Annotated in this window: 16 protein-coding genes; 8 read left to right on the top strand and 8 right to left on the bottom strand. The window is 61.7% G+C overall.

Features of this window, described 5'->3' with window-relative positions; genetic code table 11:
- The 7 genes from AC4FWB_RS33015 to AC4FWB_RS32985 all read right to left on the bottom strand — a co-directional run.
- On the bottom strand, window positions 1-448 hold a 448-nt coding region (locus AC4FWB_RS33015; protein WP_491030418.1), incomplete at its 3' end, for an ATP-grasp domain-containing protein.
- Window positions 449-467: 19 nt separating this feature from the next.
- Entirely contained in the window at window positions 468-1430 is a 963-nt protein-coding gene (locus AC4FWB_RS33010) for an HpcH/HpaI aldolase/citrate lyase family protein (protein ID WP_491030417.1), read from the bottom strand.
- A gap of 10 nt (window positions 1431-1440) precedes the next feature.
- Complete coding sequence (locus AC4FWB_RS33005) at window positions 1441-2631, bottom strand: aminotransferase class V-fold PLP-dependent enzyme (RefSeq protein WP_491030416.1); 1191 nt, start codon at window positions 2629-2631, stop codon at window positions 1441-1443.
- A 509-nt stretch (window positions 2632-3140) separates the two neighbouring features.
- Window positions 3141-4181 carry a heme-dependent oxidative N-demethylase family protein gene (locus AC4FWB_RS33000; protein ID WP_491030415.1) on the bottom strand — a complete coding sequence of 347 codons (1041 nt, stop codon included), beginning with the start codon at window positions 4179-4181 and terminating at the stop codon, window positions 3141-3143.
- 16 nt (window positions 4182-4197) lie between these two features.
- On the bottom strand, window positions 4198-5163 hold the full coding sequence (locus tag AC4FWB_RS32995; RefSeq protein WP_491030414.1) for a PDR/VanB family oxidoreductase: 966 nt from the start codon (window positions 5161-5163) through the stop codon (window positions 4198-4200).
- Window positions 5160-5759, bottom strand: a complete 600-nt coding sequence (locus tag AC4FWB_RS32990; protein WP_491030413.1) for a dimethylamine monooxygenase subunit DmmA family protein — start codon at window positions 5757-5759, stop codon at window positions 5160-5162. The genes AC4FWB_RS32995 and AC4FWB_RS32990 overlap by 4 nt, the downstream gene beginning before the upstream one ends.
- Window positions 5760-5830: 71 nt before the next feature.
- Window positions 5831-6964 (bottom strand): aminomethyl transferase family protein, encoded by a 1134-nt coding sequence (locus AC4FWB_RS32985; RefSeq protein ID WP_491030412.1) that lies wholly within the window; start codon window positions 6962-6964, stop codon window positions 5831-5833.
- Between the two features lie 96 nt (window positions 6965-7060).
- Here AC4FWB_RS32985 and AC4FWB_RS32980 point away from each other — a divergent pair, with 96 nt between their 5' ends.
- Entirely contained in the window at window positions 7061-7990 is a 930-nt protein-coding gene (locus tag AC4FWB_RS32980) for a FadR/GntR family transcriptional regulator (RefSeq protein ID WP_491030411.1), read from the top strand.
- Between the two features lie 12 nt (window positions 7991-8002).
- On the opposite strand, the gene AC4FWB_RS32975 is transcribed toward AC4FWB_RS32980, so the two are convergent.
- The gene (locus AC4FWB_RS32975; RefSeq protein ID WP_491030410.1) at window positions 8003-9292 is read right to left on the bottom strand and encodes an ABC transporter substrate-binding protein; all 1290 of its coding nucleotides are present in this window, start codon (window positions 9290-9292) and stop codon (window positions 8003-8005) included.
- Between the two features lie 165 nt (window positions 9293-9457).
- Between AC4FWB_RS32975 and AC4FWB_RS32970 the strand changes: the two genes are divergently transcribed.
- The 7 genes from AC4FWB_RS32970 to AC4FWB_RS32940 all read left to right on the top strand — a co-directional run.
- Window positions 9458-10801, top strand: coding sequence for a trimethylamine monooxygenase (locus tag AC4FWB_RS32970; protein ID WP_491030409.1), 1344 nt, complete (start codon window positions 9458-9460; stop codon window positions 10799-10801).
- A gap of 109 nt (window positions 10802-10910) precedes the next feature.
- A complete protein-coding gene (locus AC4FWB_RS32965; protein ID WP_491030408.1) occupies window positions 10911-11978 on the top strand; it encodes a GlxA family transcriptional regulator in 1068 nt (355 codons plus the stop codon).
- Between the two features lie 42 nt (window positions 11979-12020).
- Window positions 12021-14393: a trimethylamine N-oxide demethylase gene (locus tag AC4FWB_RS32960; RefSeq protein WP_491030407.1), complete on the top strand. Its 2373-nt coding sequence runs from the start codon at window positions 12021-12023 to the stop codon at window positions 14391-14393.
- A gap of 5 nt (window positions 14394-14398) precedes the next feature.
- Window positions 14399-14860 carry a group II truncated hemoglobin gene (locus tag AC4FWB_RS32955; RefSeq protein ID WP_491030406.1) on the top strand — a complete coding sequence of 154 codons (462 nt, stop codon included), beginning with the start codon at window positions 14399-14401 and terminating at the stop codon, window positions 14858-14860.
- Between the two features lie 88 nt (window positions 14861-14948).
- Complete coding sequence (locus AC4FWB_RS32950; protein WP_491030405.1) at window positions 14949-16658, top strand: trimethylamine N-oxide permease; 1710 nt, start codon at window positions 14949-14951, stop codon at window positions 16656-16658.
- A gap of 293 nt (window positions 16659-16951) precedes the next feature.
- Window positions 16952-17851 (top strand): bifunctional methylenetetrahydrofolate dehydrogenase/methenyltetrahydrofolate cyclohydrolase FolD, encoded by a 900-nt coding sequence (gene folD / locus AC4FWB_RS32945; RefSeq protein ID WP_491030419.1) that lies wholly within the window; start codon window positions 16952-16954, stop codon window positions 17849-17851.
- Window positions 17852-17898: 47 nt separating this feature from the next.
- Window positions 17899-18844: formate--tetrahydrofolate ligase (locus AC4FWB_RS32940; protein WP_491030404.1), on the top strand; the 946-nt coding region annotated here is incomplete at its 3' end.

Genomic DNA, 18844 nt, shown 5'->3' with positions numbered 1-18844 from the left:
CGACCGTGGCGCGGATGATGGAATCCGGTTTCTTTTCCGAGATGTCCTCGATCTCCATGCCGCCGGCGGCCGACGCCACGATCATGACGCGCTCTTCCTTCCGGTCGAGCACGAAGCCGAGATAGAGTTCCTGCGCGATGTCGACCGCTTCCTCGAGATAGAGGCGCGAGATCAGCTTGCCGCGCGGACCGGTCTGCTGGGTCACCAGCTTGCGGCCGAGCATGGCTTCCGCCGCGTTGGCGATCTCCTCGTCATTGGAACAGAGTTTTATCCCGCCGGCCTTGCCGCGCGCGCCGGAATGGACCTGCGCCTTCAGCACCCATTTCGAGCCGCCGATCTCGCGCGCCCGGTAGGTTGCCTGCTCGGGGCTGTAGGCGAGGCCGCCGCGCGGCACATGCACGCCGTGGCGGGCCAGCAGTTCCTTGGCCTGGTATTCGTGAATGTCCATCTTGTCCTCCCGGTAATTGTCAGTGCGCCGCGGCGTGAGCCTGGCCGGCGCGCTCGATCGCCTCGCTCACCACCAGCACGTTGCGCGCCATGCGCTCCGATGCCGCGTCGATCATCTTGCCGTCGAGCGCGGCAGCACCCTTGCCGAGCGCTTCGGCTTCCTTCAGCACCTCGAGGATGCGCCGGGCGCGCGTGACCTCCTTTTCCGGCGGCGAGAACACGTCGTTGGCCAAAGCGATCTGCGAGGGGTGGATCGCCCATTTGCCTTCGATGCCGAGCGCCGCGGCACGCCTGGCAGCCGCCGTGTAACCTTCGGGATCGGAAAAGTCGCCGAACGGTCCGTCGATGGCGCGCAGACCGTAGGCCCGGCAGGCGACCGTCATGCGCGACAAGGCGAAATGCCACTGGTCGCCGGGATAGTCGGGGTTGAGCCCGCCGATGTTGACGGTGCGCGCCTTGTTGCTCGCGGCATAGTCGGCGACGCCGAAATGCATCGCTTCCAGCCGGCCCGGCGTGGCGGCGATCGCCTCGACATTGGCCATGCCGAGCGCCGTCTCGATGAGCGCCTCGAGGCCGACACGGGTCTTGAAACCCTTGGCCATCTCGATCTGGTTGACCATGGCCTCGACCATGTAGAGGTCGGCCGGCACGCCGACCTTCGGCACCAGGATGGTGTCCAGCCGGTCGCCGGCCTGTTCCATGACGTCGACGACGTCGCGGTACATGTAGTGCGTGTCGAGGCCGTTGATGCGCACCGACACCGTCTTGCCCTTGGCGCGCCAGTCGATGTCGTTGAGCGCCTGGATGATGTTCTTGCGGGCGCGTTCCTTGTCGGGCGGCGCCACCGCGTCCTCGATGTCGAGGAAGACGAAGTCGGCGGCGCTGTTCGCCGCCTTGTCGATCATCTCGGGGCTGGAGCCCGGAACCGCCAGCTCGCTGCGCTGGAGCCTCAGTTTCTTGAGGTGGTTGATGGTGTGGCTCATCGTGCGTTCCTCACGCCGCCTCGGCGACCGGCATCGCGGCGGTGCGCCGGAAATGTTCGATCGCGGCTGCCACGCCGGAGCCCGGCGCCAGGTCGACGCCGCAATCGAGCAGCGCCAGTTCGGCGGCGGCAAGCGATCCAAGCACCATCACCTCGTTCAGCCAGCCGAGATGGCCGATGCGGAAGACCTTGCCGGCCACCTTGTTGAGGCCGCCGCCCAGCGAGGTGTTGTATTTCTGGTAGGCGCGCTTGACGACGTCGGCGCTGTCGATGCCTTCCGGCACCAGGATGGCGCTGACCGTGTCGGAGTGCCATTTGCGCTGCTTGGCGCACAGCTTAAGCCCCCAGGCTTCGACCGCCTTGCGCACGCCCTCGGCCAGGCGATGATGACGGGCGAAGATGTTGTCCAGTCCTTCCTCGGCGATCAGGTCGAGCGAGGCGCGCAGGCCACGCAGCAACTGGGTGGCCGGCGTGTAGGGGAAATAGCCGGTGTCGTTGGCGCGGATCATGTCCTCGAAGGAGAAGTAGCAGCGTTGGTGGGTCGCGACCCGCGAGGCGGCCAGCGCCTTCTGGCTGACCGACAGGAAGCCGAGGCCGGCCGGCAGCATGAAACCCTTCTGCGAGCCGCTGACGGCGCAGTCGACGCGCCATTCCTCCTGGCGGAAGTCGATCGAGCCGATCGACGACACGCCGTCGACGAAGAGCAGCGCCGGATGGTTCGCGGCGTCGAGCGCGGCGCGGCAGCCGGCGACGTCGCTGGTGACGCCGGTCGCGGTCTCGTTCTGGGTGCAGAAGACCGCCTTGATGCGGTGCGCTTTGTCCGCGTGCAGCTTCTCGGCGTAGATATCCAGCGGGACGCCCGTTCCCCATTGGCAGTCGATGACCTCGACCTCGAAGCCGAGACGCTCGGCCATGTCGACCCACAGATGCGAGAACTGGCCGAAGCGCGACATCAGCACCTTGTCGCCGGGGCTGAGCACATTGGTCATCGCCGCCTCCCAGGCGCCGGTGCCCGACGAAGGGTAGATGAAGACGCGGCCGGTCTCGTTCTTGAAAACCTTCTTGATGTCCTCGAACAGCGGCAGCGTGAGATTGGGGAAGGAAGCGGCGCGCATGTCCTCCATCGGCAGGTTCATGGCCTGCCGGACCTCCTCCGGGATGTTGGTCGGTCCTGGGATGAAAAGATGGGTATAACCGGCCATGAAGTCCTCCTCGGCGAGCGGCAGACCCGCTCATGTCATCCTAGGAGCATCAATCGACAGCCACCTATCAACAACACCTGCCCGGATAGAAATGACCTATTGGCCGGATAGGTTTTTACCCACCCGGCCGGATGATGAAACTCCCGGCAATCGAAGCGAATCCTTGAAATCATTGCCGAGGCGCTGACAGGCCATCGTCGCTGGAAGCCTGTTCGGCGCGAACCGAAACCATTCTTTGGCGGCCGGGCGCGGGCTTGCGACTGCGTCCTGCCGCGCCTGAGAGTTCGGCGGGCAAAATGTGGCGGTAATCGAGAGAAGTTGAAGCAGGACATGGCCAGCCAAAGTGGCGGGCTCAACCTCTGTGGAAGAATACGCGAGAGACGCCTTTACCCCGCCTGGCGAACAGCATGCGGCTTCATGGGGGCGACGCGGTACCGTCCTGCCGGGAACATCGTATCAAACAGCGAGTTCACCAGCTTCCGTATCTGGCGCCCACGGGCACGGCTTGTTCAGTCCGGCCAAATGCCTGGCGACGTCGGAGCGCCGTCGTCATATCGTGACAGCCATTCCACGATCTTGGGTCGATTGGTGATGAAGCCCTTGTAGGTCGCAAGTTCCGTCGGCAGGTCGCGGATGACGCGATGGAAGCGTCTCGCCCATTTCGGCACCGTCACCAATTCGTCGAGCTTGATGAGGTAACAGCGGATCGGAAACACCAGGGCATTCGAGCGAGGGAGACGGAAGAAGGTCTGAAGCTCGACGCGCAAATGCATCATCTGCCCCATGTTCTCAAGCGTCAGGTCGCGCTTCATGACGCCCCATTTGTGATAATTCTCGGGGCTTGTATCGAGCAGGGGATTGACGGTCATCGTCCAGTTCAGGCGGCGCGCCGGCGAGCCCTGCTGCACATTCAGGAGGAATTTTAGGGCCCGCTGGAAGATTCCCATTTCGTGTGCCTTCGGCACTGGGGCGTGCCATTCGAAGAAGTTCATGCCAATGTCGAAATCGAGGCTCCAGTCGGCCTGTGTCGTCACCATGCCGGCGTCCATCCACAGGTTGTCGTCGCGCTGGTCGAGCAGCGCAAAGTCGCCCTGGGTCTGCCGCGTGATGTATTCCATCGGGCCACAGGGCAATGTGGTCTCATCGAGGAAGGTGAACTTCTGCTCGATGCCCAGCGGGCGGTTGATCCAATGCCATTTGGCCCCGTCCCGGTGCAGCTCGAAAAGCTCGGGATACTCCTGCGCCTTCGAGGTCATGATCAGCTCGAGCAGATCCCAGCCGGCCAAGGTCATGTGCGGCAGCGACTGGCAGCGCAACGGGTCTTCGGCAAGGACGCGTGCCCGATCGCGCATCTCTGAGACGTAGTGCTCATCGACGTCGAAAGTCCGCTCGTAGACGCTGCCTGGGCGGTATGATTTATGTGGCTCGAGGTTCACCGAGTACATGTAGCTGTCCTCGGGAAACGGGAACGGGAAGCGTTTGACCGCCTCCGGCGAGTTGCGGAAGGTGAAGTCGTCGTGGAAGGTTTCTTCCTTGAAGATGATAGTCATCGCAGCGTCCTCCTCGCTATCGATCCAGCACCAGTGTCCTGCCTTCGAAGCGGGACACGCACGGCATGATCTTGGTGCCGCTGGCACATTGCGTCGGCGTCAGCCAATGGTCCTTGTGCAGGAACGTTCCGTCACACTCGAGGACATCCGTCTCGCACTGACCGCAGGCGCCGCCGCGGCAAAGATAAGGCGCCTCGACGCCGGCTGCCTCTATGGCTTCAAGCAAGCTTTGATGTTCGCCGACCTGGATCACCTTGTTCGACCGCGCCAGAGCGACCTCGAAAGGCTTGCCTGAGGCAGGCGCAAGGAATTCCTCGTGATGGATCGCCTCGCGCGGCCATCCGAGCGCGGCGGCCGTCTTGCGCACCCAGGCGATCATGCCTTTAGGCCCGCAGACATAGACATGAGTGCCGAGCGGCTGTCCCTCGAGCAATGCCGGCAGGTCGATCTGCTCGCCACGGTCGTCATGGTAAAGATGCACGCGCGGGCGATAGTTGGCCACAAGCTCGTCGGCGTAAGAACCAAGGGACGCCGTCCGGATGGAATAATGCAGCTCGAAGTTGCCATTCATGGCGCCGAGTTGCTTGATCTGTGCCAGGAACGGCGTGATGCCGATGCCGCCGGCAAGCAGCAGATGCTTTCGCGCCCGCAAATCCAGAGCGAACAGATTGACCGGGTTGGAGATGACCATCTCCATCCCCGGCCTCACCTGCTGATGCATGAATAGCGAGCCGCCTCTTCCACTGTCGTCGCGGCGGATCGATATCGAATAGCCCTCCCGGTCGGCGGGATCGCTCATGATCGAATAGGGATTGCGGCGTACGCGATCCTGGTCGTTCATCTCCACGACCGTATGCGCCCCGCCCGAGAAGGTAGGCATCGGGCCGCCATCACGGCGCACGAACCTGAAACGGGTGACGAGCTCGTTGACTGGCGTGACCTCAGCCACTGTCACGGGTATTTTTGCGGCTCCTGCGCTCATCTGAAACGCTCCACCGATTCCGGAATGTTGCCTGGGTCCTCCGCGTCGATGCGCACGCCCTGGAAGGCCGCTATGCGGCGCGAATAGTGATCGCGCACGAACAGATGCAGACCGCAATGGGCGCATTGGAAAGGATCGTGTGTGACGTCTTCGGTGACGCCCTTGCAATGCACGCACTGCACGCGGCGCGCGGTGGAGCCGCGGTGCTCTGTCTGGATCGCGGAATGCGGTATGCCGGCCTGAGTGGCCTCGAGCATCGCCTGGCCCATCAGTCCCTCGGTCCCCGCCAGGTAGACCTGCAGGCCCATATGTGCTCCGGCCAAGATCCGCCTCAGCCGCGGAAGCGCGGCCTCGTAGCTCGGCCCGACATAGAGTTGGGCAGGGGCCAGTTGTTCCAGCCTGGCGGCGAACTTGTCCCCTGTCTTTTTGGGAATATAAACGATGTGCGCCGCGGCGAGGAAATCGGGGGGCGCAGAGGCGGCAAACTCGAGGATCGCCTCCGCACCTTCGGCGTCGGCGACCATCAGATGCAGCCGCCCCGGTCGCATCTCCAGCACGCCATAGACGGGGCGGCTTGGAATCGAGCCTTCTAACACTGACTTTGACCCTCGGCTCCGTTTTGGTTGGTTTGCGGGCTTGAGCCCTGCTTGCCGCGCCTCACCGCGACTTATCCCTTGGCGGTGCGACGCTTCTTTTCCGCATCGAAGAATGGCATCGAATGGGCGACGCAGGGGATTTCGCCGGTCGAATTCTGAACCGTCATCCTCACGCCGTCGACCGCGCAATCCACCGGCATGCGGGCAATGCCGATGTTGTGCTTGTTGAGGCTGGAGTACATGCCGATCGTCACCACGCCGACCTTCTTGCCGTCCTTCAGCAAAAGCGCGCCCTCCTCGGCCGGCGTCGTGCCTTCGAGCTTGACGCCATAGATCTTGAAGCGCTCCTTGCCCTTCAGCCGATAATGTTCCTCGGCGCCGCGGAAGCCCACCTTGCCGGGCGAAACAGTGAAGTCCAGCCCGAGCTCCCACAAGGTGTCGCCGGGACCTTCGTTCTCGAATGGATACCTTTCCGAATTGTCGTAAGGGAAGAAGAGCAGATAGCTTTCGGCCCTCAGCAGATCGAGCGTCGTGAACCGGCAGGGAATGATGCCCATGCTCGCGCCCTCCTCCAGGATCCGGTCCCAGATCGCTGGCGCATCCTGGCCGCGGCAGAAGATCTCGTAGCCGCGCTCGCCTGTGTAGCCTGTGCGCGAAATCGTCACCGGCAGACCGAACAGCGAGGTATGCATGTGGCTGAAGTAGTTCAGGTTCCGGATGCCTTCGACATGCTTGTTCAGGTAGTCGACGGCTAGCGGCCCTTGCAGCGACAGGTCGTGGAGATTGTCATCGAAGCGGATGGCAACGTCGCGGCCCGTGGCCGCCATGGTGAGCTGTTCATGGGCGCCGCCCGAGCCGTGCACGACCATCCAGCTGTTCGGCCCCATGCGGTAGATCACGCAGTCGTCGATGAATTTGCCGGCATCGTTCAGCATGGTCGCGTATACCGAACGACCGGGCATGATCTTCTCGGCGTTGCGCGTCGTGGCGCGGTCGATGATGTGGCTGGCCGCAGGCCCGTTCAGGTGCACTTTCTTCAGGCCGGAGACGTCCATAAGGCCGGCCTTGGTGCGGATCGCCAGATATTCGCGTTCCGGGTCGCCCGAATACTGCCAGGCGGTGCCCATACCGCTCCAGTCTTCGAGTTTCGAACCGAGCGCGCGATGGCGATCGGCGAGCGTGGAAAATCTCCAGGAATTGGTCATTGCATTCCCCTTTTTTTATACCAATTATTGAACCAGTTTGCGAGAACTGGTTCCTGAAATCAATACTCCTGTTAAAATTTTTTACCTGAGAGCAAAATGACCGATCGGACATCCCGGCAAGGAAGAGGCGAAGGCCAACAGAAACCGAGAACGAGACACCTGCGCGAAACAGACCGCCAAATGCCAGATTGGCGATCAGGATCAGTCGACCGCCAAAAGGGCGCGGTCATCGGTTACGGCTTGCGTGGCCAACCGGAACCATCGCAAATGGATGCGGACTTTCGGATGCCGAAAGGAACGTCGTTGATGTCATCGAAACATGAGGCTGCCTTGGCCCTCGTCGCGGATCATTCAATCACTGCCACGGTTCGTGTCGTGGTGGACACGCTGCTGGCGCGAATAACTTCTCAGCAATACACCACCGACGAACGGCTGCCCTCGGAACGAACATTGGCCGGTGAACTTGGCGTCGCCCGGAACACGGTTCGCGAAGCGCTGGACATACTCGAGAAACATGGCTTCATACGCCGGCGTGCCGGGAGCGGCAGCTTCGTGAAGGGTCAGGCAACTCCGGATGACGCGACCGGAGGTGTTGCTGCCGAGGCGAGCCCACTCGACCTCTTGGTGATGCGCGGAATAATCGAACCCGACATGATGAGGCTCGCCATCATCAACATGTCGCCGCGTGCCATTGAGGGACTGAGCGAGACCTTATCCGCCATGGAAGGGGTTCAAACCGAAGCGGCGGAGTTCGCCCGGCTCGAGGATGAATTCCACCGTCAGGTTGCCCGCGGCGCGGGAAATCCGCTACTGACGTCATGTTACGATCTGTTGATCCAGGCTCGCCGCCAGAGCTTCCGCGCTGCGCTCAACCGGCGGCATCTGACACCCAGGCGAATACAGGACTACCAGCGCCGCTACAACACGCTGCTCAACGCGATCATCGCCCGGGATATCGAGAGCGCTGTCGAATTCACCAAGCTGCTGCTGATTGAAGAACAAAAGCTGCTTCTGCAAGAAGATTGAGCTCGGCCGGTCCTATCCGGCGGCGATGCGCAGTTCTCCGGAGACACCGGAATGGCGCTGATCCCACATCAGCCCAAGCGCGCGCATTTCGTCGCGCAACCGGGCGCCGTGCCTCTGCAGCCAAGCCGGGACCGACCCAAAGGCTACGATTCGCGCCTGGCCATTCGTAATGCGCACGACGGGCCAGTCGCCGATCAGGGCGTTGTCGTTCCCGAACAGATCCGAGCCCGCCCATTTCGCTATCCCGAACGCATGCTCGCCGAGCCCGCCATGCTTCATCGCCGCGAGGACGGAGATAGGGGCTGCCGTTCCAGCTTTCTCGACCGCCGCATGCCAAAGATCGAGCGTGGCAACGTATTCCCAGGAAACCGCGCTCCAGCTGTCCGGGAAACGCCGATTGTACTCCGCGAAGAACTCGGCTGGGCGATTGAAGAAAAAGGCCTTGTCGCGGAGCTCCGGATCGTCGAAGTCCGGGAACTGGAACAGAAAGCCCTCCATGAAATCGATCGATGTCCGGTCGACCAGCCGCCGATAATAGTCGGCAGTACAGGAAATGATCTGCCCCCGAAATCCCGACCGGAAAGCAGCCTCGGTCAGCGCGTGAACCATTGGCTCATAGCTTGTGCACCAACACAAAATGTCGGGACTGCCGGCCAGCATCGCGCGCAGTATTTCGTCGGCGTTCGTAGTCTCCGGCGCGTAGCGGATCTCGCCCACCGACGCGATCCCTTCGGCCGCAAAGGCAGCCCGATAAGTCGCCAGCGAAGGCAGGCCCAGCGCATCCGTCTGGCTGCACATGGCGACGCGGCGCAAGTCGGGGCGGTTGCGTGCAAGCCATTCGACTGCCGTGACGTTGTAGAGGGGATGGATCTCGCTGGGCGCGATCAGGTACGGCGTGTCGGGCGAAAGATCGCTCGGCAGCAGCGTAGAGGTCAGGATCTTGCGCGACATTAGATAGTCCTGGACCGGGCGAAACGTGTCGCCTCCGTGCATCATCAGCAGCCCCACCCCGTGATCCTGCACGAGGCGCCGAGCTCCTTCCGCCGCCCGATTGGGGTCATAGCCGCAATCCTCGGCCAACAATTGAACGTTGTGCCGCGTCCCGCCGATGAGCATTCCGCCGGTGCGATTGATCCAGTCCACCCAGATGCGGCAGCCGTTCAATCCCGGCAGCCCCCAAGAGCGAACAGGCCCGCTGAGCGGCCCGAGAAAGCCTACTTTGACCACGCGTTGTGCGCCGACACCAAGCCGCTTGACCTGGGCGTTCACTGCTAGTCGTTGCACTAGGCTGGCGGCGTTCATGGCGCGCTCCTTACCCGACCGTTCATAAACCGAGGCCAATTCTGGCGCAAATCGATTTTCCCTCCATGAATATTAGTTGACAAGTTTGCCGTTTCGATCATAACTGGTTTGAACCAAAAGAACCAATCTATCATAAACCGGTTCAGACCAAATGGGAGAATCATGATGAAGAAACGGATTGCCGTCATCGGTGCCGGCCCGTCCGGCTTGGCGCAGTTGCGAGCCTTTGCGTCCGCTGCGCAGAAAGGCGCGGAGATTCCCGAAATCGTCTGCTTTGAAAAGCAGAGGAATTGGGGAGGGTTGTGGAACTACAGCTGGCGCACGGGCCTGGACGAATTCGGCGAGCCGGTGCATGGCTCGATGTATCGCTATCTCTGGTCCAACGGCCCCAAGGAGGGCCTCGAGTTCGCCGACTATTCCTTCGAGGAGCACTTCGGCAAGCAGATTGCCTCCTATCCGCCCCGGGCCGTGTTGTTTGACTACATCGAAGGGCGCGTGAAGAAGGCGGGCGTCCGCCCGTGGATCCGTTTTTCCACCGTTGTGAGGTCTGTGACCTGGAGCGCTGAGGACCGCAAGTTCACCGTGCGTGTGCACGATCTTCCCAACGACCGGTCCTATTCGGAAGAGTTCGACCACGTGATCGTCGCGTCGGGCCATTTTTCGACACCAAACGTGCCGGAGTTCCCCGGATTCGAAACATTCAATGGCCGCATCCTCCATGCTCACGACTTCCGCGACGCACGGGAATTTGTCGGTCAGGACATACTGATCATCGGCACCAGCTACTCGGCCGAGGATATCGGTTCTCAGTGCTGGAAGTACGGCTGCAAGTCGGTCACCGTCAGCCACCGTACGGAGGCCATGGGCTTCAAGTGGCCGGCCAACTGGAAGGAGGTGCCCCTACTGACCAAGGTCGAGGGCAACGTCGCAACCTTCAAGGATGGCTCGACCGCGACGGTCAACGCGATCATCCTCTGCACCGGCTACAAGCACCATTTCCCGTTCATGTCGGACGACTTGCGGCTGCGCACAGCAAACAGGTTGGCTACGGCTGACCTCTACAAGGGAGTGGTCTACGTCCACAATCCGGCACTGTTTTATCTCGGCATGCAGGACCAGTGGTACACCTTCAATATGTTCGATGCGCAGGCCTGGTGGGTGCGCGACGCTATCCTCGGCAGGATCAGGCTGCCTGCGTCCAAGAACGAAATGGTCACCGATGTCGAGAAGCGGGTGGCGGCCGAGGATGCAGGGGAGGACAGCTATGACGCGATCCGTTACCAGGGCCGCTATATCAAGGAGCTGATCGCCGAGACCGACTATCCAAGCTTTGACGTGGACGCCGCCGACGAGGCTTTCTTCCAATGGAAGAAGCACAAGATCAAGGACATCATGGGCTTCCGCAACAACAGCTACAAGTCCGTCATGACCGGCAGCATGGCGCCGCAGCATCACACGCCGTGGAAAGATGCGCTGGACGACACGATGCAGAGTTATCTGAGCAACTGAGCTTGCGTTGCCGAGCCACTTTTCCCGAAGCCCTATGGACCGTTCACTCTCCCGTGCCGCGCTCAGAGCAGTTTCGGGCAGATGACGAGATGAGAGAGGAGGAGCCAGGATGCTGACTACACAGACCGCGCATAGGTCGTTTAGTTTCTACCTCTTGCCTGGCTTCTCGCTTCAGGCTTTCTCCTGCGCGGTAGAAGTACTGCGGTTAGCCAACGAAGCAATCGGGAAAAACGTCTACAGCTGGCAAGTCATATCTGAAGACGGGCAGCCTGTGATGTCGAGTTGCCGGCTGACCGTCGCCATCGACTCCACGTTGAAAGATGAACGCGAGCGAACCCAAAAATCAAATTTGACGTCAGCCGCGGTGATTTGCGGCGGCAGCGCCATCCCGCGCCCAAACAGGCAACTCGATGCCTGGCTAAGGGAATGCCGCATGCGCCGCATCCCCCTCGTCTGCATCGGCAGTGGCACCCTCGTTGTCGCGCGGGCCGGATTGGCCGACGGGCGTCGGTGCGCCGTTCACTGGGAGCAGCTTCCGTTATTTTGCGAGCAGTTTCCGGGGATAGAGTCCACCCAGACGGCCTTTGAACATGACGGAGATCTGCATACCTGCTCGGGTGGGGATGCGCCTTTCGACATGTTTCTACACTTGGTCGAACGGGACCATGGTTCAGTTGTCGTCAATCGCGTCTGCGAAAAAGCCATCGCATACCGAATGCGTTCGGCCGGGGAGCGACAGCGTCTGCCCCTTCATTCTCGCGTCAAGCTCAACCACAAGGCAGTGATGAAGGTCATCAGCCTGATGGAGGCAAGCCTGGATGACCCTATGCCGGTCGACGACCTTGTCGCGTTGAGCGGAATATCGCGCCGGCAGATCGAAAGGCTTTTCGACAGGGAGTTGGGACGCTCGCCGAACCGATACTACATGGAACTGCGCCTGGAGCGCGCGCAGCTTCTTCTTGTGAGCACAAACCTGCCGGTCGTGGAAGTTGCGGTGGCCTGCGGTTTTGTCTCGCCGTCGCACTTTTCCAAAGTCTATCGCGAAGCCTACGGATGCGCTCCGCATCAGACACGATTGGCTGCCCGTGCGGACGGGCGCGTCGACCTGATGGACCCGACGCTGCTGGGATTGGACTGCATCGAGGTATCCCAGCACAGGTTGTCGATGACGGCGTAGCCACTCAAGCAGCTGAGCCCCAGCCTCAGCGAGGAGGTAACGATGCTGACCACGATCTACCCTCCCGTCCGCGGTGGACCGCCGCAGCCGAGCCGTATTTTTCGTCCCGGCGGATTGGCCCTGCCCGCCGGCACCGAGCGCTACATCGTTGGCGGCGCCGGAGCGATGCTGATCGACATTGCGGCGGGCGACAGCATCACGGTAACGAATGACGAGGGCGGCCAAATCTGCGAGGTCGTCGTGGCCGACGCGTCGGGCAGTATTGACGCCGGCATCGTAGGCCATGGTCCGAACTCGGATGCGGCGGGTTTGAAGGCGCTGCTGACCAGTCAGGACGGCAGCCTGCAACGGCTGTGCAAGGCGCTCGAGATCCGTGGTATCGACCTCGCCGCGGCGGGCGGGGTTCGCTTCTTCGACACGACAACACCGCCGAAGACCAATGTCGAGCTGACCGTCCAGCGCGGTGGCTGGCTCGTCATCGCCGCGCCAGGAACCGACATGGCGCCAGACGGCCAGGAGACTGCGACGCCGCTGACCGTCCATGTGCGGCGCGCGACGATACGCTTGCGTGAGACCTCCCGGGATTTGCCGGATCCGCTTGCCGATCCGGTTCTCGACCTTCGCGTGCACTCGTCGACGGCAGAGGCCTATTTCGTCAAGGCCGGGGACTACATTCAGATCATCGATGTCGACGGACGCCAGTGCACCGATTTCCAGTGCTTTTCGGCGCGCAAATTGGACAAGGATAAGGAGCATGCGCTCGACGTCACCGCCACGCGCAGCGCGATGGGGCATGCCTATCCGTTGCCCGGCCTGCATTCGAAATACTACGACCAGGACTTCCTGCCGCTGGTCGAGGTCGTGCAGGACACTTGCGGCCGGCACGATGCGTTCTCGCTGGCGTGCTATGCGAAATATTATGACGATATCGGCTATCCGGGCCATATCAACTGCACGGAAAACTTCAACAAGGCGCTCGGCTCATACGGCGTCGGTCCGCGCGGCGGCTGGATGGCTGCCAACTTCTTCTTCAATACCGGGATCGACGCGCATGGCGTCATGTATGCCGACGAGCCATGGTCGCGGCCTGGCGACTACGTGCTCTTGCGGGCGCTGACCGACCTCGTTTGCGTCAACTCCGCCTGCCCTGATGACACAACGGCGGCCAATGGCTGGAATCCGACCGACATCCATGTGCGCACCTATTCAGGGGTCGAGAAATTCCAACGCGCCGTGGCGGTCCGCGCCACTCCCGATTCGGAGCCAAAGATGACCAAGGAAACTGGGTTTCACGACCGCCTGTCCAAGCTGACCCGCAACTTCGTGGAGTATCGCGGCTACTGGCTGGCCAACAGCTACGCACAAGCCGGGCCGATCGACGAATACTGGGCTTGCCGGCAGAAATCAGTGCTGATGGACCTTTCCGCCCTGCGCAAGTTCGAGGTGACGGGACCGGATTCGGAAGCGCTGCTTCAGTACACGCTGACGCGTGACGTGAAGAAGCTGGCCGTCGGCCAGATCGTTTATAGCGCCATGTGCTACGAGCATGGCGGCATGATCGACGACGGCACGTTGTTCCGCCTCGGCCAGGACAATTTCCGATGGGTCGGCGGCGACGAGTATTCGGGCATGTGGCTGCGCGAACAGGCGGAAAAGCTCGGCCTCAACGTCCTGGTCCGCAGTTCCACCGATCAGTTGCACAACATTGCCGTGCAGGGGCCGGAGAGCCGCGAGTTGCTGAAGAAGGTAATCTGGACGCCGCCGCATCAGCCATCGATCACCGAACTCGGCTGGTTCCGATTCACCGTTGGCCGCATCGGTGATGACCAGGGCCCACCTGTCGTGCTGTCGCGCACAGGCTATACGGGCGAGCTGGGCTACGAGGTCTGGTGTCATCCCAAGCACGCGGGGGAGGTCTTCGACGCGATCTGGGCCGTAGGACCGGCGCACGGATTGACGCCCATGGGCTTGGCCGCGCTCGATATGGTTCGGATCGAGGCGGGATTGATCTTCGCCGGCTATGACTTCTCTGATCAGACCGACCCGTTCGAGGCGGGCATCGGCTTCACCGTGCCGCTCAAGTCCAAGGCCGACGACTTCATCGGGCGGGACGCGCTGATCCGGCGCAAGGAACATCCGTCACGCAAGATGGTCGGGCTGGACATCGAAGGGGCCGTCGCGGTCGGCCACGGCGACTGCGTCCATCTTGGACGCGCGCAGATCGGCGAGGTCACATCGTCAATGCGTTCGCCGATCCTCGGCAAGAACATCGCGTTGGCGCGCATCGACGTGGCCCATGCCGATGTCGGCACGCAGGTCGAGATCGGCAAGCTCGACGGCCACCAGAAGCGGCTGCCCGCCACGATCGTCCCGCTGTCGCACTATGATCCCAAGAAAACCCGTCCACAGTCCTGACGCACATGGAACCAGCAGCCAAGGAAACTCTTCTTGCGCAGATCGGCGGCGAAACGGCTTTGCGCCGTCTGGTCAACTGCTTCTACGACCTGATCGAGACCGATCCTCGCGGAAAGTCGTTGCTGCGACTGCATTTTCGCGGACACGGTGTCGACCATGCCCGCGAGGAACAGTTCAACTTTCTGTGCGGCTTCCTCGGCGGGCGTCGTCACTATCAGGAAAAGCACGGGCGCATGGACGTCCGTCTCATGCACGCGCATGTGCCGATCTCGGCAGCCGACGCCGAAGACTGGCTGGCTCTGATGGATCGAGCGATCGCCGAAATGCAGCTTTCAGGCCCGCCGGTAGACAAGATGCGCCTGGCATTCCGCCGTGTCGCACTGACGTTGATCAACGATCTTGGGGAATGGGGGGCGGGAAACGCGCTTAACCACATCGAGGAGCGTCGACGATCTTTATTGCAATGAAATAAAGAATGCTAGCAGGAATAAGCATAACCGGCAGAGGGAAGCCGGATCGCAGGAACACTCAACCTCTAACAATGGGAAAAGAGCCATGAGCGCTTTATCGGAGACTTACGCGGAGGGAACCGCGGGGCAGTTGCATAGAAGCATTGACTGGCGAGGCGCCTTCTGGGTGGCGAGCGGCGTCCCCGCCCTCGTTCTGTTCTCGATCGGCGGCATAGCTGGCACGACTGGCAAGCTGGCCTTCCTGATCTGGACCGTGTCCATGATCATGGGTTTTCTGCAGTCGTTCACATATGCCGAAATCGCCGGGCTGTTTCCCAACAAGTCCGGCGGCGCCTCGGTCTATGGCGCAACCGCCTGGCTGCCTTATTCGAAGTTCATCGCGCCATTGTCGGTGTGGTGCAATTGGTTCGCCTGGTCGCCGGTGCTGTCGCTCGGCTGCTCCATCGCCGCCGCCTACATTCTCAATGCGCTGGCGCCGGTTCCGGTCTTCACCGAGACCTCTCCGCAAGTCGTTGCCTACCTCGGGACCCACGCCGGTACGAGCGCGGCCGATGCCATCGCAGCGGTGACGGCTGCCGCAACGCCTGCGATCCGCAACTGGTCGCTCTTCAGCCACACGCTTGGGCCTGTCAGTTTCTCATTGAACGCCACCTTCTTCATCGGCGCGGTGCTGATGCTGATCATCTTCGCGATCCAGCACCGCGGCATCCTGGGCACTGCCAGCGTGCAGAAATATATCGGCCTGCTTGTCATCATCCCGATGCTGATCGTCGGCGTCGTGCCGATCTTCACCGGCCAGATCGACTGGGCGAATTTCTCGCCTCTGGTGCCGCTGGCCGCCGCCTACGCGCCCGACCCGGGCTCATGGAACATCGCCGGATGGACGCTGGCGCTCGGCGGCATGTTCATCGCGGCATGGTCGACCTACGGCTTCGAGACCGCCGTCTGCTACACGTCGGAGTTCAAGAATCCCGGCACCGATACCTTCAAGGCCATCTTCTATTCCGGCCTGCTCTGCATGCTTCTGTTCATCCTGGTGCCCTTCACTTTCCAGGGCGTGCTTGGCCTCAACGGCATGCTGGCAACGCCGATCGTGGACGGCTCGGGCGTCGCCGACGCGTTGGCCGGCATGGTCGGCGGCGGCTACCTGATCCACAGCCTCCTGGTGATGCTGATGATCCTGGCGCTGGTGCTCTGCATCATGACGGCGATGGCCGGCTCCTCGCGCACGCTCTACCAGGGCTCCGTCGACGGCTGGCTGCCGCGCTATCTGAGCCACGTCAACGAGCACGGCGCGCCTACCCGGGCGATGTGGACCGACCTTTGCTTCAACCTGATCGTGCTGGCTATCGCGTCGGCTGACGCGACCAGCTTCTTCTTCATCCTCGCGGTGTCGAACTGCGGCTATATCATCTTCAACTTCCTCAACCTCAACGCCGGCTGGATCCATCGGATCGACAACGGCCATATCGAGCGCCCCTGGAAGGCGCCGACCTGGCTGCTGGGGATCGGGGCATTGTTCGCCTACGTCAACGCCATCTTCATGGGTGCCGGTGCCAAGGTTTGGAACCCAATGGCGCTGTGGGCCGGCCTGATAACCGCATCGCTGATCATTCCGGTGTTCTGCTTCCGGCACTACATTCAGGACGGCGGCAAGTTCCCCGATCATATGCTGGACGATCTCGGCATGAAGTCCACCGACCTCAGAGCCAAGAAGGCCGGAATCTTGCCCTACGCGACGCTGGTGGCTGGCCTGATCGTGGTACTCATCGCCAACCGGATCTTCGTACTTTGATCGGCGACAGCCTGACCATTTTCGAACCGGGAAACGTTCCCTCCTCCAGGCCGCGTTGAACCGCGGTTGCCTGGTCACCGCCTGCAAGGCCGGGCGGTGACTTTCTTTTTGGATCCTGCGTAGCCGCCGGCAAATTGATTGAGGCAGACGCCATCAAAATTATTTCTTAGTATGAATTTTTTTTTCCTTATAGTTGACTTGCAGCCCAGATAGTTGCAGGATTTTTGCAACTTGATTTTCGAAGTTCGACGGCAAAACGACGCCGTATTCATTCCCTGGAGCGGAGAGAGGCAATGGCTGAAGTGATCGACGGCAGGGCGGTTGCAGCCGATGTGATCGCAAAGGTCACAAGCGCGAGCAGCGAACTGGCTGCTTCCAAGAATGTCAAACCTGGGCTCGCGGTTATCATCGTCGGCGAGGATCCGGCAAGCCAAGTCTATGTGGCTGCGAAGTCGCGCACAGCGAAGGAATGCGGTTTCAATTCGCTTCAACACACCCTGCCCGCGGATGTCAGCGAAGCTTACCTGATGGATCTCATCGAGGTTTTGAACCATGACCGGACGATCCACGGCATTCTGGTGCAGTTGCCGCTTCCGGGTCACATCGATGCCGGCAAGGTTATTCAGGCGATTGTGCCGGAGAAGGACGTCGACGGCTTCCATTTTGTCAATGTCGGCAAGCTCGGCACCGGTGAGGTCGACACGGCCTTCGTGCCCTGCACACCGGCCGGCTCGATGCTGCTGATCGAGCGCGTTCACGGCAAGGATCTTTCCGGCCTCAATGCAGTGGTCGTCGGTCGCTCCAACATCGTTGGCAAGCCGATGGCCAACCTTCTGCTTGCCGCGAACGCCACCGTCACCGTTGCTCACAGCAGGACCAAGGACCTCCCGGAGCTTTGTCGTAGCGCAGACATCCTGGTCGCTGCTGTCGGCCGGCCGGAAATGATCCGGGGTGAGTGGGTCAAGCCAGGAACCACGGTGATCGATGTGGGCATCAACCGCATCGCCACGCCGGAAAAGGGTAGCGGCAAGAACCGCTTGGTTGGCGACGTCGCCTATGCCGAGGCGGCAGACCATGCCGGCGCGATCACGCCGGTACCCGGCGGCGTTGGACCTATGACGATCGCGCTTCTGATGGCAAACACGCTGACCTCAGCCTACCTCGCCAGCAACCTGCCGAGGCCACAGTTTTAGAACCACAACATGCACTTCCGACAACCCAATCTTCGAGGCAAATGACCATGGCCGAATTCAAATCCGACATCGAGATCGCGCGCGCCGCCAAGAAGAAACCGATCCAGGAGATCGGCGCCAAGATCGGCATCCCGTACGAGCACCTTTTGCCCTACGGCCACGACAAGGCGAAGGTCTCGGCCGAGTTCATCAAATCGGTGAAAGGCAACAAGGACGGCAAGCTGATCCTGGTCACCGCCATCAACCCGACGCCGGCCGGCGAAGGCAAGACGACCACCACGGTCGGCCTCGGCGACGGCCTGAACCGCATCGGCAAGAAGGCGGTCGTGTGCATCCGCGAAGCCTCGCTCGGCCCGAATTTCGGCATGAAGGGCGGCGCCGCCGGCGGCGGCCTGGCCCAGGTCGTGCCGATGGATGACATGAACCTCCACTTCACCGGCGACTTCCACGCCATCACCACCGCCCATAACTTGCTTTCGGCGCTGATCGACAACCACATCTACTGGGGCAACGAGCTCGGCATCGACATCCGCCGCGTTGCCTGGCGCCGTGTCATGGACATGAACGACCGGGCGCTGCGCGAGATCATCTGCTCGCTGGGCGGCGTCGCCAACGGTTTCCCGCGCGAAGCCGGCTTCGACATCACCGTCGCCTCCGAAGTGATGGCGATCCTGTGCCTCGCCACCGACCTCAAGGACCTCGAGAAGCGCCTCGGCGACATCATCGTCGCCTATCGCCGCGACAAGTCGCCGGTCTATGCTCGCGATCTCAAGGCCGACGGCGCCATGGCGGTGCTGTTGAAGGACGCCATCCAGCCCAACCTGGTGCAGACGCTGGAGAACAACCCGGCCTTCGTGCATGGCGGTCCGTTCGCCAACATCGCACATGGCTGCAACTCGGTCGTCGCCACCACGACGGCGCTGAAGCTTGCCGACTATGTCGTCACCGAAGCCGGCTTCGGCGCCGACCTCGGTGCCGAGAAGTTCTTCGACA

Source organism: Mesorhizobium sp. LEGMi-168a (assembly GCF_058312955.1).
The sequence above is the reverse complement of the archived record's forward strand: the minus strand, read 5'-3'. Positions and strand labels throughout refer to the sequence as shown.

What these genes read in the sequence shown, in the direction of transcription:
- AC4FWB_RS33010 (WP_491030417.1), bottom strand. Translation starts at nt 1,430, where the DNA reads ATGAGCCACACCATCAACCACCTCAAGAAACTGAGGCTCCAGCGCAGC.
- AC4FWB_RS33005 (WP_491030416.1), bottom strand. Translation starts at nt 2,631, where the DNA reads ATGGCCGGTTATACCCATCTTTTCATCCCAGGACCGACCAACATCCCG.
- AC4FWB_RS33000 (WP_491030415.1), bottom strand. Translation starts at nt 4,181, where the DNA reads ATGACTATCATCTTCAAGGAAGAAACCTTCCACGACGACTTCACCTTC.
- AC4FWB_RS32995 (WP_491030414.1), bottom strand. Translation starts at nt 5,163, where the DNA reads ATGAGCGCAGGAGCCGCAAAAATACCCGTGACAGTGGCTGAGGTCACG.
- AC4FWB_RS32985 (WP_491030412.1), bottom strand. Translation starts at nt 6,964, where the DNA reads ATGACCAATTCCTGGAGATTTTCCACGCTCGCCGATCGCCATCGCGCG.
- AC4FWB_RS32980 (WP_491030411.1), top strand. Translation starts at nt 7,061, where the DNA reads ATGACCGATCGGACATCCCGGCAAGGAAGAGGCGAAGGCCAACAGAAA.
- AC4FWB_RS32975 (WP_491030410.1), bottom strand. Translation starts at nt 9,292, where the DNA reads ATGAACGCCGCCAGCCTAGTGCAACGACTAGCAGTGAACGCCCAGGTC.
- AC4FWB_RS32970 (WP_491030409.1), top strand. Translation starts at nt 9,458, where the DNA reads ATGAAGAAACGGATTGCCGTCATCGGTGCCGGCCCGTCCGGCTTGGCG.
- AC4FWB_RS32965 (WP_491030408.1), top strand. Translation starts at nt 10,911, where the DNA reads ATGCTGACTACACAGACCGCGCATAGGTCGTTTAGTTTCTACCTCTTG.
- AC4FWB_RS32960 (WP_491030407.1), top strand. Translation starts at nt 12,021, where the DNA reads ATGCTGACCACGATCTACCCTCCCGTCCGCGGTGGACCGCCGCAGCCG.
- AC4FWB_RS32955 (WP_491030406.1), top strand. Translation starts at nt 14,399, where the DNA reads ATGGAACCAGCAGCCAAGGAAACTCTTCTTGCGCAGATCGGCGGCGAA.
- AC4FWB_RS32950 (WP_491030405.1), top strand. Translation starts at nt 14,949, where the DNA reads ATGAGCGCTTTATCGGAGACTTACGCGGAGGGAACCGCGGGGCAGTTG.
- folD (WP_491030419.1), top strand. Translation starts at nt 16,952, where the DNA reads ATGGCTGAAGTGATCGACGGCAGGGCGGTTGCAGCCGATGTGATCGCA.